Raw genomic sequence first — 16,246 nt, 5'->3', positions numbered from 1 at the left:
CCTTTTTTGAGGTACGAAAAAAAGATACAATGGAAAGCCTGTTAAAACGCCCAAAAAAATAGTTATAATAAAAAATGAAAAAAGAGTTCATACTTATCTTTTTAGTAAGTCTTGTGTTTAATTTATCTGCTCAAACGGTAGATCCTTTAAGAACCAAAGATTTTGAAGCCCAAGAAATTTGGGTAGATTCTATTATAAATAATATGACGATTGACGAAAAAATTGGTCAGTTATTTATGGTGCAAGCGTATTCTAATTTAGATAAAAAACATGAAGATTTTATTACTGAAATGATTACAAAATATCATGTTGGTAATTTAATTTTTATGCAAGGAACTCCAGAAAAACAAGCAGCATTAAATAACAAATATCAAGCAGTTTCTAAGCTTCCTTTAATGATTGGTTTTGATGGCGAATGGGGTTTGGATATGCGTTTGCAAAATACATATCGTTTTCCTTGGAATATGACTTTAGGGGCAATTCAAGACGATTCTTTAATTAAAGAATTTGGAGAACATTTAGGAAAACATTGTAAACGATTGGGAATTCATATTAATTTTGCTCCTGTTGTAGATATTAATACAAATCCTGATAATCCTATTATTGGTAATCGTTCTTTTGGCGAAAGTAAAGAAAATGTAACGCAAAAAGCAATTGCTTTTACACAAGGAATGCAAAAATACGGCGTGATGGCAAATGCAAAACATTTTCCAGGTCATGGCGATACAGCTACGGATTCTCATCATACATTGCCAGTTTTAAATTTTGATAAAGCACGTTTAGATTCTATTGAATTATATCCTTATAGAAAGATTTTTGATGCAGGAATTGGGAGTGTAATGACGGCGCATTTAAGTATACCAAGTTTAGAACCGAACGCCGCTTTGCCAACTTCATTATCTAAAAATGTGGTTACAAATTTATTAAAACAAGAATTAGGTTTTAATGGTTTAATTATTACGGATGGCTTAAATATGAAAGGTGCTGCCAATTATGCAACTTCTGCAGAGATAGATTTAGCAGCAATTCAAGCAGGAAATGACTTATTGTTAATTCCGCAAAATGTGCCAGCAACAACAGACTTGATTAAAAAAGCGATTGCATTAAAAACATTGAGTTTAGAGCGATTAGATTTTTCTGTTCGTAAAATTTTAAAAGCTAAATATTGGATGGGTTTAAATAAGTATAAACCTGTAGTTTTAGAAAATTTACAAGAAGATTTAAATACAGTTGAAGATGAATTGTTACACAGAAAATTGGTAAAAAATTCATTGACTATTTTAAAAGATTCTAAACAGAATATTCCTTTTTCAAATTTAGAAGATAAGAAAATAGCGTATGTAAATTTAGGAGATGATTCTGGAGAATATTTTTTAGAAATGCTTAAAAATTACACAAAAATTGATGAAATTTCTGATAAAAACTTAGATGCTTTAATGCTAAAATTAAAACCTTATAGCCATGTAATTGTAGGTTTTCATAAATCTAATTTACATCCTTGGAAAAGTTATAAGTTTACTCAAAAAGAGTTGGTTTGGTTACAAGAAATTGCTAGAGAAAAGAATGTTATTTTAGATGTTTTTACAAGTCCGTATAGTTTATTACAAATTAAAACTTTTAAAAATATAAGAAGTGTAATCGTTTCTTATCAGAATAGTAAAATAGCACAAGAATTGTCTGCACAACTAATTTTTGGAGCATTTGAAGCAAAAGGAAAATTACCAGTTTCAATTGGTGATGAATTTAAATTAGGTGCTGGTTTACAAACGTATAGTTTGGGAAGGTTTGAATATACGATTCCTGAAGAGGCAAATTTATCATCAAAAAAATTAGCTTTGATAGACAAATTTGCAGATACTATTTTAAAAGATAAAATGGCGCCAGGATTTCAAGTTTTGGTAGCCAGAAATGGTAAAGTAGTTTTTCAAAAAAGCTACGGACATCATACTGATGAAAAATCATTAAAAGTCAAAAATTCTGATGTGTATGATTTAGCTTCATTAACCAAAATTTTAGCTTCTTTACCTTTAATTATGAAAGCAGAAGAAGAGGACGTAATTCCTCTATCAGCTAGCGTAAAAGATATTTTACCAAGTTTTAAAAACTCTAATAAATCGGCAGTTTCTGTAATGGAAATTCTTTCACATTATGGTAATTTAAAAGCTTGGATTCCTTTTTATAAAGAAACGCAAGACAGCTCAACACATAAAAATTTACCAATATTTTATAGAAATGTAAAATCTACAAATTACGACGTAAAAGTTGCAGATCATTTATTTATAAATAAGTTTTATAAAGATAGTATTTACAAGTATATTAAAGATGCAGATCAAAGAACTAAAAAAGGATATAAATATAGCGATCTTGGGTATTATATTTTTAAAGAAGCATTAGAAACTGCGTATCATAAACCTTTAAATAAATTGGTTGATGAAGGGTTTTACAAATCTTTAGGCGCAGATAGAATGACGTATTTACCTCTTGAAAAATTTAATAAATCAGAAATTATACCAACAGAAATAGACGATTATTACAGAAATCAATTAGTACATGGTTATGTGCACGATATGGGAGCTGCAATGATGGGTGGAGTTGGCGGTCATGCAGGTTTGTTTGCAAATGCAAATGATGTTGCAAAAATTATGCAAATGTATTTACAAAAAGGCTTTTATGGCGGCAGACGTTATTTAAAAGAAGAAACGGTTGATAAGTTTAATCATCGTTATTATTCTGATGAAAAAGTACGTAGAGGTTTAGGTTTTGATAAACCAGAATTAGATCCAAAAGTAAAAGCAACTTGTGGTTGTGTTTCCGATGAAAGTTTTGGGCATTCTGGTTTTACTGGTACGTATACTTGGGCAGATCCAAAAAGCGGAATTGTCTATGTTTTTCTGTCAAATAGAGTGTATCCACACGCAAATAATAGAGGTTTGATAAGAAGTAATATTCGTACAAAAATTCAGCAAACAATTCAAGATGCAATTTTAGATTAGAAGCTATTTCCAGCTTTCCACTATATCTTTTTTTCGTACCTCAAAAAAGGATGCCGTTTCAATCTGGGCTAAGTCTTTTTGCCAGCTTTGTTAAATACTCCTCATTTTCAGTATTTGTTGGCGAAAACTTAGAATACACTAAAATTAATAAAAGAGAAATTAGTAAATAAGAAATTGCAATTTTCCAATTGAAAAACAACCAAATAATCCAAGTTTGTAAACCATAAAAAACAGGGAAAAGAACTAAGTTTATAGCAAATCTAAAAGTATCTATAAATTCAGCTTCATCAATTTTTTTAACAATTTTTTTCCAAATCAAGACAGGAAAAATACTGTTTAAAAGAATAATGTAATATAGCGGTTTTAGGAAGTTTGTTCGTCTTTTATTTTTATCAGTAAAACTATTTTTAGCAATCATTTTGTTTACGAAATCAACATTCGTAAAATCTACATTTAGATTGTTAAGTTGAGTTAATGTTGAATCGTAATTTTCATCATCAGTAATATGAACACTCAGTTTTTTTAACTGATTACTAACTTCATTTTTTAAACTATTGATAGATACATTGAGCTCATTTATAGTATAGAATTCATCAACAGCAATTGGTTTTCCATAATTTATAGCCACTTTCGAAGGATAAAAAGAAGCATTTTGATACGTTAATCCTACAGGAATAATTGTAATTTTTAAATCAGGATATTTATCTAAAGCGCCAAAAACAATTCTTGTAAATCCTTTGCTTAAAGGTCTAATTGTTCGTTTTCTATTGTGGCTAGCTTCAGGATAAATTAATAAAGTTTCGCCTTTTTTAAAAAGCTCAAAACAGTTTTCAAAAATTTCTTTATTTTTTCCAACTTCACTAATGCCGTCTCTAATTCTGTAAATTGGCATTAGGTTTAAACTTTCTAAAAACTTTTTGATAAGAGGATTGTTAAAAGCAGCAGCTCTTACTAAATAATGACTTACTCTTGGGCAATTTGTGGTAATCATTAAAGGGTCAAGTAAACCATCTGGGTGATTTGCACAAAACAAAACGGCACCTTTTTTAGGAATATTTTTAGCACCAGAAACTCGTATTTTTTTGCTGTAAAAAAATACTCCTGTTTTTACTAAAAGTCTAAAAAAGTGATACCAAATTTTTTGCAACATACCTTTATAATTTCGCTTTTCTTCCCCAATACGTTGCCAAAATCATTCCAGAAAACACATCCCAAATTCCCCAAAAGGCAGCTAATAAAGCCATTCCGCCTAAACCACCAAAAAAACCAAAGATTAAAAGTAAACCTAAACCGCCATTTTGTATTCCTGTTTCCATAGAAATTGTTTTGCAATCTTGTTTATTTAGTCCAAAGCTTTTAGCGGTGAAATAACCAAGAATAAATGCAAAAATATTATGAAAAATAACTAAAAATAAAACATGGTGAATATGATTCATAAAAACATCTAAATTTTGTGAAAATGCAACAAAAATTAAGATGATAAAAACCAGCATTGATAATGGTTTTAAAACTTTTTCTATTTTATCTGCCATCTCAGCATGATAATGTTTAATGAGCATTCCTAAAATTAACGGAATTCCTAATATTAAAGAAACCAGTTTAAATAAATCAAAAGGATTTAAAGAAACTGTTTTTAAAATTTCGTTTGTTGGTTCATAAAGACTTCCCCAAAACTGTAAATTAAAAGGCGTCATAAAAATACAGATTAACGTTGCAAAAGCAGTTAGACTTACAGAAAGTGCTGCATTTCCTCCAGCCATTTTACTAAAAAAGTTAGACACATTTCCTCCAGGACAAGCTGCAATCATCATCATTCCTAAAGCAAAACTTGGGTGAGGTTTAATAATTAAAATTGCCAAAAAAGTAAAAGCTGGCAACAGAATAAATTGCGATAAAACGCCAACCATTAATATTTTAGGATTTTTTAATAATCGTTTAAAATCATCAATAGTAATACCTAAAGCAACACCAAACATTATAATTGCAATGGCAATATTTAAAACCCATAAACCGCTACTATCAAAATTTATTTTTATGGAATCTATATCAATTTCGTTTTGCATGTTGTTTTAGTTTACAAATATCTCAAGCACAGACGAGAGGTTAATTATTTAGGTCTCGACTGCGCTCGACCAGACATTTAGATATTAATTTAATTACGTGAATTCATCAGAATTTAATTTTTAAAAGCATATTCAATAATATTTGAGCCCATTTTTAAGGCTTTTTCTCGCACTTCTTTAGGGTTATTATGAATAATTTCATCTTCCCAACCATCACTTAAATCTGTTTCATAATCATAAAAAATAAGTAATCTACCTTCATAAAATAAACCAAAACCTTGTGCTGGTTTTTTATCATGTTCGTGAATTTTGGGTATTCCTTCTGGAAATTTAAAAGTCTGATTATAAATAGGATGATTGCTTGGGATTTCTTGTAATTCTAATGCTGGAAATATTTTTTTAAGTTCAGGTCTTATATATTTATCTAAACCATAATTATCAGAAATATGTAAAAATCCGCCAGAAATTAAATAATTTTTTAGGTTTGTAGCTTCTTCATCAGAAAATAAAACATTTCCATGACCTGTCATAAACACAATTGGAAAGCTAAAAATATCTTCGCTTTCTGCACTAACTGTTTGTGGATTTTTAGAAATATTGGTTTTTATATTCGCATTTGCAAAGGCAACCAAATTAGGAATAGCAGTTGGGTTTGCATACCAATCTCCACCACCATTGTATTTTAAAATAGCAACGTCTTGAGCGTTTGTAGTAAGAAAGATTGAAAATACTAATAAGAATAAAAACTGCTTCATAAATATAATTGAAATGAATTTGAAGCAAGATAGTAAAAATGATTTTATTGATTGATAAAAGACACGTTTTGTACAGCAACTAAACCAGCAGTTTCTGTTCTTAATCTACTTTCTCCTAAAGAAATTGGAATCCAATTTTTTTCTAAAGCTTTTGTAATTTCTTGAATAGAAAAATCGCCTTCTGGACCAATCAAAATAGTTGTTTTTTCTGATGGATTTACAACTGATTTTAATAAGTTCTTCTCTTGATCTTCACAATGTGCAATACAAAGTGTTCCCTCAAAATCTTGGTTTATAAAATCATTAAATTTTACAGGTTTATTAATTTGGGGGAGCGTAAACTTCAAAGATTGTTTCATAGCAGATTGAATTATTTTTTCAAATCGCTCAAGTTTTACAATTCTTCTTTCAGAATTATTGCAAATAATTGGTGTAATTTCATCAATACCAATTTCTGTGGCTTTTTCTAAAAACCATTCCATTCTGTCGTTTAACTTTGTTGGTGCAATTGCGATGTGCAAATAGTATTGCCAAGGTTTTGGTTTTTCTTCAACAGAAATAATTTCTGCAATACATTTTTTATCACTTGCAACTGTAATTTTGGCTTCGAACAAAAAACCTAATCCATTTGTAATATGTAAAATGTCACTTTCTTTTTTTCTTAAAACCCGCACAATATGTTTACTTTCAATTTTATCAAAAGTTAATTGTGTGGTATTTTTAGTAATATCAGCATTGTAAAAAAGTTGCATACTTGTAAGTTCTATGTTTAAAGTTCAAAGTGAGGTTTTAATATCAAAAAATAAATCAATTAAACTAAGAAATATTTTTTCTGTATGTTCTTCTTCTTTTATGAGTTACAGGATTAAAATCTGCCCAAATCTTTTTTATAGCTTCATTATCTTCTAGTTCTGGAGTTCTAATGCAATTTACAATTCCTTTTTTAGTGAAAGTTTTTGTGTATTGATCAAAAATAATAGCAGTAACGCCTTTGTTTTGATAATCTGGATGAACACCAATTAAATAAAAAGTAACGTCTTTTGCTTGTCTTTTAGCTTTTAGCATTCTTAATACTCCTAAAGGAAATAGTTTTCCTCTGGCTTTTTGTAATGCTGTTGAAAAAGAAGGCATTACAATTGCAAACGCAATTAATTTATCATTTTCATCCATCACAAATTTTATATATTCTGGATTGATGAAAGTGATATATTTTTTCTTAAAATAAGTTATTTGCTCTTGAGAAATTGGTACATATGTAGAGAGTTTAGAGTAGGTTTTGTCAAAAACATCAAACATTTCATCTACCAACGGTAATATATCTTTAGTTTTTTTAAAGTCTAATGCTTTTAATTTAAAACGAGATTTTAAAATTTTACTTACTCTATTGTAATAAGCTGCATCTACATTTTGAAATTTAAACTTATTTTCTAGATATTCTTTTTCTTTTACAAAACCTAATTGCTCTAAATGATCTTTATAATAAGGATGATTATACCAAGTAATCATTGTGCCTAATTGGTCAAAACCTTCAACTAAAACACCTGTTTTATCTAAATTGTTAAAACCTACAGGGCCTTCCATAAATTCAAGGTTATTGTGGCGACCAATTTCTCTTACTTTGTCTAATAATGTTTTACTAACTTCAAGGTCATCAATCATATCAAACCATCCAAAACGAATTTTTTTTATATTTTGGTTATTTACTTCAGACCAGTTTATAATTGCAGCAACTCTTCCAACAATTTTCTTGTTTTTGTAAGCTAAAAAGAACTGTGCATCAGCATTTTTAAAAACAGGATTTTTTTTAGGGTTAAAATTATCTACTTCTTCTTTAATTATTGGTGGAACCCAAAATTTGTTTTTTCTATAAAGATTGAAAGGAAACAATACAAAACGTTTCATTTCTAGGTTGTTAGTAACTTGTTTTAAGGTTATCATAATTATTAGGGGAATTAATTATTCCTTTTTCTTTTAGGTCGTTTTCTTGTAGTTTTCTTTTTAGCAAAAATACCAAAAATTCTACTAAAAAAGCCCTTTTCTTTCTTATTGTAACTAGAAATAGGTGTATTGCCAACTTTAGTTCTACTATTGTTTTTTTCTTTGAAAGAATCTTTATGTTTATCAATTCTATAAGAAACCCCAAAAGCAGCATAAAAACCTTGTTCTCTGCCATCTAGATAATATCTTGCAGAGCTATTTATTTGTAAATTTTTGTTATACAAAAAGGCTAAACCTGTTCCGAAATTTGTTGTATTTTGATGTTCTTGAAACTCTGTTTGATTTTCGAAAAACGTAGACCATCGATTGCCAAATGTGTAAGTAGCTGTAATTATAAAAGAATAATCAAAAAATTCTGTTCCAATTTTATCATAATAAAAATTTGAAACTAAATTAAAATCAGTACTTAAGTCTTGCTGAAATAGTAAACCTATTTTAGAAGAAATACTTCCCATTTTATAAATATCGTTTATAAAATCAGTATTTATACCTACATAAATTGCAATAGAAGGTGTTAATCTATTTATATCAAAAGCATGCTTTCTTTTCCAACTTCTTATTTCTTTGCTTTTATCTTTATACTCTTGTTGAAAAATTAAATATTTAGCACCAATTGTAAATTCTCGAAAACCAGAAGTAGAATAATCAGGAATAGAAATATCGTTGGGTACAATTTTGTCTTTTTGATAACTAACATGTGTATTTAGTTCTAACTTTTCAAAAAAAAGACTAGTTCTAAAAAGCATATCAAAACCAAAAGAATTAGGTACAGAAAAAGTTGGTTCAATATTGTTGTTTCTTAAAAATAAATTACTTTCAAATTGATAAACACCTTTACCAACACTATAAGGGCTTTCTGAAAAACCAGGTTTATTACTATTTATAACCTCTGTATATTGACCATAAATAGAACAAAAACCAAGTAGAAATAATAAAGAAAAGAGTTTTAATTTACGGTTTTTCATTAGTCAAAAAAAGAGATTTTAAATAAGAATTTAATTCGTTAAACAAACATAGAACAAAAATGCTGTTTTTAAAAGTAATGTATACTTTTTTACTTTTCTTAAAGTTTTATAGTTTGTTAACGTTACAATTGTTATCAAATTATTATTTTTGATAGATTTTTTAACAAATATTTTAAAATGGGTTTACTAAAGACTATCCTTTATATATTAGTATTTTATTATGCTTTTAAATTTTTAGCACGTTTACTCGCTCCTTTTTTAATGAAAAAGGCGGCAGAAACTATACAAAAAAAAGCTGAGCAACAATTTGGTAATCAGCAACCTAATGGTTCTGTAAAAGAAGGTGAAACAATAATAGATAAAACACCGAGAAAAGATCAACAAGGAAAAAGCTCTGTTGGCGAATACGTAGATTTTGAAGAAATAGATTAATCTCATTAAAGTATTTAGTATATTTAACTAATTGGTTTCTTTTTAGAAAACAATACATTTTATTCTTAAAATTAAAATTTTAAAAAATTTGAAGGCAAAGAAATTTTTACCTTATATTGTTGCTGTAGTAATATTTATTATAGCATCTTTAGTTTATTTTTATCCTGTTTTAAAAGGACAAAAAATAGCACAATCAGATATTACTCAGTTTCAAGGAATGGTTAAGGAAATTAACGATTTTAGAGCTGATAATAATACAGAACCTTATTGGACAGGAGCTTCCTTTAGTGGAATGCCAGCGTATCAAATAAGTGCGTATTATCCTTATGATTTTGTTAGATCTATAGATAAATTATTACGGTTTTTGCCAAGACCTGCTGATTATACATTTTTGTATTTTTTAAGTTTTTTTGTGTTGATGTTGGCCTTAAAAGTAAAATGGAGGTTGGCTATTTTAGGAGCTCTTTCCTTTGGGTTTTCTACCTATTTAATTATTATTTTTATTCCAGGTCATAATGCAAAAGCACATGCAATTGCTTACATGCCTTTAGTTTTGGCTGGAGTTTTATGGGTTTTTCAGAAAAAATATGTATTAGGTTTTTTAGTAACGGGTGTAGCGATGGCGTTAGAAATTTATACAAACCATATACAAATGACTTATTATTTAAGTTTTTGTTTAATAATTTTAGGAATTGTAGAACTCATAAATGCAATTAAAGAAAAAAAACTTACAACTTTTTTAAAGCAGGCAGCAGTTATTATTGCAGCAGTTTGTTTAGGTATTGGAGCAAATTCGCCTAGATTAATGGCGATGAAAGAATATGCAGATTTTAGTACTAGAGGAAAATCTGAATTAACAATAAATGTAGACGGAACTAAAAAAGAAGCTACAAAAGGTTTAGATAAAGAATATATTACGCAATTTAGTTATGCAAAATTAGAAACTTTTAATTTGTTTATTCCACGTTTTATGGGTGGCGGAACTGTAGAAAAATTAAATAAAAATTCTAATTTTTATAAATTAATAGAAAAACAAGCAGGTAAAAAAGTTGCTGATGATTACTCAGAACAAGTACTTACTTACTGGGGAGATCAAACAATTGTAGAAGCGCCAGCTTATATTGGAGCGGTAATTTTCTTTCTTTTTTTCTTAGGGATTTTCTTAGTGAAAGGAAAATTAAAACAATGGTTAGTTGCTGCAACAGTATTTTCAATTTTATTAAGTTGGGGTAGAAATTTTGAAGGATTAACTAATTTTTTTATAGATTATATACCGTTGTATAATAAATTTAGAGCAGTTTCTTCTATTCAAGTTATTGCAGAATTATGTGTGCCAATTCTTGGGATTTTGGCTTTAAAAGAATTCTTTTCTTCTAATGTTTCAAGAAAAAAGAAAAGGAGAGCACTTAAAAAAGCAGTTGTAGTTTTTGCTGGTTTAATTGTTTTTGGTTTTATTTTAGCACATGTTTTCTCAACTTTTGAAGGTTTAAGAGATAGCAATTATAAAGATTTATCAGGTTTAATAGATGCTGTAATTGCAGATAGAAAAGCAATGTTATTAAAAGATACTTTACGTTCTTTAGCGTTGGTTTTAATAGCAGCAATTATTTTAAAGTTTTCTCTAAAAAACAAAATCAAACAGAAGTTTACAATTTTGGCTTTGGCCGTTTTTTTATTGTTAGATTTAATTTCTGTGGATAAAAAATATGTAAATGCTACTGATTTTATCTCATCAAGAAAAGTAGAAAAACCTTTTACAGCTTCTAATGCAGATAAATTAATTTTGCAAGATAAATCGCATTTTAGAGTTGCTAATTTTACAACAGATCCAATGCAAGATGGTTCAACTTCTTATTTTCATCAATCAATTGGTGGTTATCATGCTGCAAAAATGGGACGTTATCAAGAATTGTTTGATTATCAGATAGCTAAAAACAACATGCAAGTTTTAAACATGTTAAATACCAAATATTTTATTATTGCTGATAATAATAATGAAAAACAAGCACAACAAAATCCAGATATAAATGGCAATGTTTGGTTTGTAGAAAATGTAAAAGTAGTTAATTCTGCTAATGAAGAAATGCAATTATTAGATTCTTTAAACACTAAATTTACTGCTGTTTTAGATAAAAGTAATTTATCAGAAAATATTAGTTTTAATTTTGAGAAAGATTCAACTGCAATTATTAGTTTAGTAAAATATGATGTTACAGATTTAATTTATCAATCAAAAACAGCAAAAGAGCAGTTTGCCGTTTTTTCTGAAATTTATTATAAAGATGGTTGGAATGCTTATGTAGATGGTAAATTAACTCCTCACTTTAGAGTAAATTATGTTTTAAGAGGAATGAAAATTCCTGCGGGAGAACATAAAATAGAATTCAAATTTGAACCAAAAGTAATTCAGCAAGGAGGTCTAATCTCTTTATCTTCTTATGCAATTTTAATTCTTGTTTCTGTTGGATGGTTTTTTTATGATAAAAAGAAAAAGAAATAATTAATTTTCTTTTAAAGATTTAATAAAATCAGAAGGTGTTATTCCTTTATATTTTTTAAAAGCTCTTGTAAAAGCAGAAGCATTTGTATAACCAATTTCTTCTGCTAGAGATTTAATTGTGTAATTTCTAAACTTTTTTTCTTCGATCAATCTTTTGATTAAATACTCTATCCTTAATTCTGTTATATATTGTTTAAAAGATTGATTAGATTCTTTATTTATAATGTAAGATAAATAAGAAGTATTTGTGTTTAATTTTTTTGCAAGCCCATTAATACTAAAGTTTGGATCTAGAAAATCTTTGTTTTTTTCTAGCTCATTTATTCCATTTAAAAGAGTTTTCTCTAATTTTTCATCAATATTATATTCCTTTTTTTGGGGTAAAGGTTTTTCATTAATTTCTGTTTTAATTTCTGTGAGGTCTTTTGATGTTTTTTTGTTTCTTTTTAACAGAAAATACACGGTAAAAATTCCTAATAGAATAATAATAAGTAATATTATAATATAGTAGTTATTGGTTTTTTTACCTTTTTTTAGTATTAATTTGTTTAATTCTTGTGCATTTTTATAGTCGTATAAATAATGAGATTTGTTAGCTTCGTTTTTATTTTCATTTAAAACTTTTAATTCGGCAATAGTTAATTCAGAATATTTATACGCACTATCTATTTGTTTGTTTTTATAATATTGATTTGCTAAAATATCATAAATAGAAATTACACTTTTTTTAACAATCGATTTCTTAGAATGTTCTTTTAAAAACTGTTTGCTATAATAAAGAGTAGAATCATTGTCTTTAAGCTGATAAAAACAGATTGCTTTTAATGAGTTTATGAGTTGATTAACTCTAAATTCTTTATGTATAATATCGTTTTTTTGAATAATTTTTAAAGCTTCTTTAAAATCTTCTTTAGCTATTAAAATTTCTGCTATTCTTAATTGGTATAGTACCTCTGAGTTTTTATGAGGTGGATTAAATGTTTTTGCAACTTCAAAAGCCTTTTTAAAATAAACACTTGCAGAATCTAAATAATTTTTAGTATTTTCTTTATTAGATTCTAAATAAGATTCTCCTATTGTATTTAAAGTTGATGAAATATTTAGTTTTAAAGTATAATCATTCTCATTAAAACCTTTGTAAATAGAAGGGAGTTTTGGAAGCATTTCTTTTAATATCGTTCTAGCTTCTTCGTGTAAACCTAATATTTTTTTTATTGTTGCTAAGCTTTTATCTAATGAAATATTGTTAACGTTAAAGTAATTATCTTTTATAGGTAAGCTATTAAGAACTTTTCTTCTTTTAATAATTACATTAAAAGCTTCTTGAAATTTATTTTGATTTTTATAAATCCAAAAAAGTCTATTTAAGGCTGTATTTTTATTTTTTATAAAGCAAATTTCTTCTTTGTTTTCTAGACTATCTAAAATTCTTAAAACGTTAACTTCTGCTTTTTTTAAATTTCCTTTTTGATAAAAAGCAGTTGCTTCTGTATTTAATGCGTGATAATAATTGCATAAATTTTTAGAGCTCTTTAGCTTATTAGCATAGTATATTAAACTATCATTATTTATATCTTTAAAATCGATTATTTTTTTAATATTAAAATTATCTTCCTTTATAGTTTGAGAAAAAACAAGTCCAGAAAATAAAAAAAGTAGAAGTAATAATAAACTTTTCTTTTTTACCATTTATTAAATTAATTATAAGCTTAATTACAAGTATAATAAATATTTACAAACAAACAAACAATTAGAATTTATAATTTAGATGGTTAATTTTTATCATATTTAAGGTGTGCTTTTTATAAAAAGACGAATATACTGTTAGTTTTTACCCTTTTTATATTCTATATTCGCCTAAGCTTTGGGGGAAGCTATTTCTTATGTACATTAAGAGAGGAAAAAAAAGGGATAAATTTATTATCTCTTTTTTTTTGCTTATAATTGTAAGATTACTACTTTAATTCTTTCTGATTTTTATTAAATTTACGTTTTATCTAAATTAGATTTTTTGAAAAATAAAATACTACATAAATTCTTTCTTCAATATTCATTAAATAGTTTTAATTTTCATTTAAATAAAATCAAATGAAAATAGGAATGATATTAGATGCTTCTTTTCCTCCAGACCCAAGAGTTGAAAACGAAGCTGTTTCATTGGTAAATGCTGGGCATCAAGTTTTTCTTTTTTGTTTAAAATATGCTGATGAAAAATCGTCAGAAATTATAAACGGAATAGAAGTAAGAAGGTATAAATCTAATAAGTTAGAATATAAACTTTCTGCTTTGGCGTACACTGTTCCTTTTTATACTTTTTTGATGCAAAGTAAAATTTACCAATTTATAAAAGATACTAAAATTGAAGCTTTACATATTCATGATATTAAAATTGCACAAGCAGTTTTTAATGCTAATAAAAAATACAATTTACCAATTGTTTTAGATTTGCATGATAATATGCCAGAAGTAATGAAATTGTATCCTCATCTTCAAATATTTCCAGGAAAGTATATTATATCACCAAAAAAATGGAAACAAAAAGAGGAAGAATTTATTTTAAAAGCAGATAAAGTAATTTCTGTTTCTCCTGAGTTTTTAGAAACGTTAAAAACTAGAATTCCATCAGCAAAAAATAAGCTTGTTTTAGTGCCAAATACAATTAGAAAATCTTTTTTTGAAGATTATACAATTGATACATCTATTATTGAAAGATATAAAAACAAGTTTGTAATTTTATATTTAGGAGATACACATATTCGAAGAGGCTTACAAACTGCAATTTCATCCGTAGAAAAATTAAAAGATATAATACCTAATTTAAAACTCGTTATTGTTGGTAAAAACACAACAGATATTATTTTAAAACAACAAGTTCAAGATTTAAAAATTCAAGAATTTGTAGATTTTGAAGGATGGCAAAACGTTTCTCTTTTTCAATCTTATATATTTTCTAGTGACGTTTGTATTTCTCCTTTGCACAGAAATTTACAACATGATGTTGCGTATGCAAACAAAATTTTTCAATATATGAGTTTAGCAAAATCATTATTGGTAAGTGATGCAATTGCTCAAAAAAAACTGGTTGAAAGAACAAATTCTGGCTTAATACATCAAGAAAAAAATGTGGAAGATTTTACTGATAAAGTTTTAAAATTATATGCTGATGAAAAACTAAGAAATGAATTAGGCGAAAATGGAAAAAACTTTGTTAGAAATGAATTTTCTTGGGAGCAAACATCAAAAAAACTCTTACATTTATATGATAATCTTCTAAATTGAAAGTATTAATTATTACATATTATTGGCCTCCAGCAGGCGGAAGTGGCGTTCAGCGTTGGTTAAAATTTGTAAAATATTTACAAAATTTTGACATTGAACCTATTGTTTATACGGTTGATAATGCTAATTATCCAAAAGAAGATAATTCATTAATTAATGAAATTCCTAAAAATGTAACAGTTTTAAAACAACCAATTTGGGAACCAACAGATTTATTATTTTGGAAAAAGAAAAATCAGCAAAAAAGCGATGTTTCTAATGCTGTTAATAATGGTTTATTATCATTTATAAGAGGCAATTTTTTTATTCCAGATCCTAAAGTATTTTGGGTGAAATCTTCGGTAAAATATCTTAATAAGTATCTAAAAGATAACAAAGTTGATGTTATAATTTCTACTGGGCCGCCACATAGTATGCATTTAATTGCTCAAAAATTAAAGCAAAAAAATAAAATTAAATGGATTGCAGATTTTAGAGATCCTTGGACAGATTTGTATTATAATAACGAGTTTAAACAATTATCTTTTGCAAAAAAAAGAAATCTAAAATTAGAAGCTTCAGTGTTTAAAAATGCAGATTGTATTTTAACAGTAAGTAATTCTTTAAAGAAAGATTTTGCTAAAAAAGCAACTAGAGTAGAAGTAATTACCAATGGTTTTGATGATGAAGTATTAAGAAATAATAGTGTAAGATTAAATAAAAAATTCTCTTTTTCTTATATTGGTTTGTTGCCAAAACAAAGTAATCCTAAATTATTATTTAGAGTTTTAAAGAATTTATGTGTAGAAAATACCGATTTTAAAAATGATTTAGAACTCAATTTTATTGGTGATATTTCTGAAGATGTAAGACAAGAAATTGAAGCGAATAATTTATTAGAAAACACTAATTTTAGTGGTTATGTTTCTCATATAGATGCTATTAAGTTTCAGAAAAAAGCACAGGTGTTATTACTTCTAATTCCTGATGTAGAAAAATCTGAAGGAATTTTAACGGGTAAATTATTTGAATATTTAACAGCAAAAAGACCTATTTTAGCAATGGGATCAGAAAATGGAGATTTATCAGAAATTTTAGAAAATACAAATGCTGGTGTTGTTGTTGGCTTTAGAAATGAAATAAAATTAACATCAGAAATAACGAAGTTGTATCAACAATATAAATTAGGAAATTTACAAGTAGATTCTATAAATATAGAACAATATCATAGAAAAGAATTGACTAAAAATTTATCAGAAATTATAAAAAACCTTTAAAATAT

At 26.9% G+C, this 16,246-nt stretch carries 12 protein-coding genes; 5 read left to right on the top strand and 7 right to left on the bottom strand.

Features of this window, described 5'->3' with window-relative positions; translation table 11 throughout:
• Positions 1 to 74: 74 nt before the first annotated feature.
• Complete coding sequence (locus BLT70_RS11365) at positions 75 to 2,993, top strand: glycoside hydrolase family 3 N-terminal domain-containing protein (protein ID WP_091894498.1); 2,919 nt, start codon at positions 75 to 77, stop codon at positions 2,991 to 2,993.
• Positions 2,994 to 3,051: 58 nt separating this feature from the next.
• Here the strand turns inward: BLT70_RS11365 and BLT70_RS11360 are convergent, their stop codons facing one another.
• The 6 genes from BLT70_RS11360 to BLT70_RS11335 form a co-directional block, all read right to left on the bottom strand.
• The gene (locus BLT70_RS11360; RefSeq protein ID WP_091894496.1) at positions 3,052 to 4,143 is read right to left on the bottom strand and encodes a lysophospholipid acyltransferase family protein; all 1,092 of its coding nucleotides are present in this window, start codon (positions 4,141 to 4,143) and stop codon (positions 3,052 to 3,054) included.
• Positions 4,144 to 4,147: 4 nt separating this feature from the next.
• Positions 4,148 to 5,056 (bottom strand): bile acid:sodium symporter family protein, encoded by a 909-nt coding sequence (locus tag BLT70_RS11355; RefSeq protein ID WP_091894494.1) that lies wholly within the window; start codon positions 5,054 to 5,056, stop codon positions 4,148 to 4,150.
• Between the two features lie 113 nt (positions 5,057 to 5,169).
• Positions 5,170 to 5,811, bottom strand: coding sequence for a DUF4159 domain-containing protein (locus BLT70_RS11350; protein WP_091894492.1), 642 nt, complete (start codon positions 5,809 to 5,811; stop codon positions 5,170 to 5,172).
• Between the two features lie 44 nt (positions 5,812 to 5,855).
• A complete protein-coding gene (locus BLT70_RS11345; RefSeq protein ID WP_091894490.1) occupies positions 5,856 to 6,563 on the bottom strand; it encodes a 16S rRNA (uracil(1498)-N(3))-methyltransferase in 708 nt (235 codons plus the stop codon).
• Between the two features lie 64 nt (positions 6,564 to 6,627).
• A complete protein-coding gene (locus BLT70_RS11340) occupies positions 6,628 to 7,749 on the bottom strand; it encodes a GTP cyclohydrolase (protein ID WP_091894488.1) in 1,122 nt (373 codons plus the stop codon).
• A 14-nt stretch (positions 7,750 to 7,763) separates the two neighbouring features.
• Positions 7,764 to 8,774: a transporter gene (locus tag BLT70_RS11335; RefSeq protein WP_091894486.1), complete on the bottom strand. Its 1,011-nt coding sequence runs from the start codon at positions 8,772 to 8,774 to the stop codon at positions 7,764 to 7,766.
• Between the two features lie 177 nt (positions 8,775 to 8,951).
• Here BLT70_RS11335 and BLT70_RS11330 point away from each other — a divergent pair, with 177 nt between their 5' ends.
• Positions 8,952 to 9,206, top strand: a complete 255-nt coding sequence (locus BLT70_RS11330; RefSeq protein ID WP_091894484.1) for a DUF4834 family protein — start codon at positions 8,952 to 8,954, stop codon at positions 9,204 to 9,206.
• An 88-nt stretch (positions 9,207 to 9,294) separates the two neighbouring features.
• Positions 9,295 to 11,706 carry a YfhO family protein gene (locus tag BLT70_RS11325; protein ID WP_091894482.1) on the top strand — a complete coding sequence of 804 codons (2,412 nt, stop codon included), beginning with the start codon at positions 9,295 to 9,297 and terminating at the stop codon, positions 11,704 to 11,706.
• Here BLT70_RS11325 and BLT70_RS11320 read toward each other — a convergent pair whose 3' ends face one another.
• Positions 11,707 to 13,395, bottom strand: a complete 1,689-nt coding sequence (locus BLT70_RS11320) for an AraC family transcriptional regulator (RefSeq protein WP_091894480.1) — start codon at positions 13,393 to 13,395, stop codon at positions 11,707 to 11,709.
• Between the two features lie 399 nt (positions 13,396 to 13,794).
• Between BLT70_RS11320 and BLT70_RS11315 the strand changes: the two genes are divergently transcribed.
• Both BLT70_RS11315 and BLT70_RS11310 read left to right on the top strand, forming a co-directional pair.
• Positions 13,795 to 14,985: a glycosyltransferase family 4 protein gene (locus tag BLT70_RS11315; protein WP_091894478.1), complete on the top strand. Its 1,191-nt coding sequence runs from the start codon at positions 13,795 to 13,797 to the stop codon at positions 14,983 to 14,985.
• Positions 14,982 to 16,241: a glycosyltransferase family 4 protein gene (locus BLT70_RS11310; protein ID WP_091894476.1), complete on the top strand. Its 1,260-nt coding sequence runs from the start codon at positions 14,982 to 14,984 to the stop codon at positions 16,239 to 16,241. Before BLT70_RS11315 ends, BLT70_RS11310 begins: the two co-directional genes overlap by 4 nt.
• The last annotated feature ends 5 nt before the right edge of the window (positions 16,242 to 16,246 follow it).

The organism is Polaribacter sp. KT25b (assembly GCF_900105145.1).
In the GTDB taxonomy this organism is placed as follows: Bacteria; Bacteroidota; Bacteroidia; order Flavobacteriales; family Flavobacteriaceae; genus Polaribacter.
The sequence above is the reverse complement of the archived record's forward strand: the minus strand, read 5'-3'. Positions and strand labels throughout refer to the sequence as shown.

Coding starts and splice junctions, on each gene's coding strand:
- BLT70_RS11315 (WP_091894478.1), top strand. CDS start 13,795: ATGAAAATAGGAATGATATTAGATGCTTCTTTTCCTCCAGACCCAAGA.
- BLT70_RS11350 (WP_091894492.1), bottom strand. CDS start 5,811: ATGAAGCAGTTTTTATTCTTATTAGTATTTTCAATCTTTCTTACTACA.
- BLT70_RS11320 (WP_091894480.1), bottom strand. CDS start 13,395: ATGGTAAAAAAGAAAAGTTTATTATTACTTCTACTTTTTTTATTTTCT.
- BLT70_RS11355 (WP_091894494.1), bottom strand. CDS start 5,056: ATGCAAAACGAAATTGATATAGATTCCATAAAAATAAATTTTGATAGT.
- BLT70_RS11365 (WP_091894498.1), top strand. CDS start 75: ATGAAAAAAGAGTTCATACTTATCTTTTTAGTAAGTCTTGTGTTTAAT.
- BLT70_RS11345 (WP_091894490.1), bottom strand. CDS start 6,563: ATGCAACTTTTTTACAATGCTGATATTACTAAAAATACCACACAATTA.
- BLT70_RS11340 (WP_091894488.1), bottom strand. CDS start 7,749: ATGATAACCTTAAAACAAGTTACTAACAACCTAGAAATGAAACGTTTT.
- BLT70_RS11335 (WP_091894486.1), bottom strand. CDS start 8,774: ATGAAAAACCGTAAATTAAAACTCTTTTCTTTATTATTTCTACTTGGT.
- BLT70_RS11330 (WP_091894484.1), top strand. CDS start 8,952: ATGGGTTTACTAAAGACTATCCTTTATATATTAGTATTTTATTATGCT.
- BLT70_RS11360 (WP_091894496.1), bottom strand. CDS start 4,143: ATGTTGCAAAAAATTTGGTATCACTTTTTTAGACTTTTAGTAAAAACA.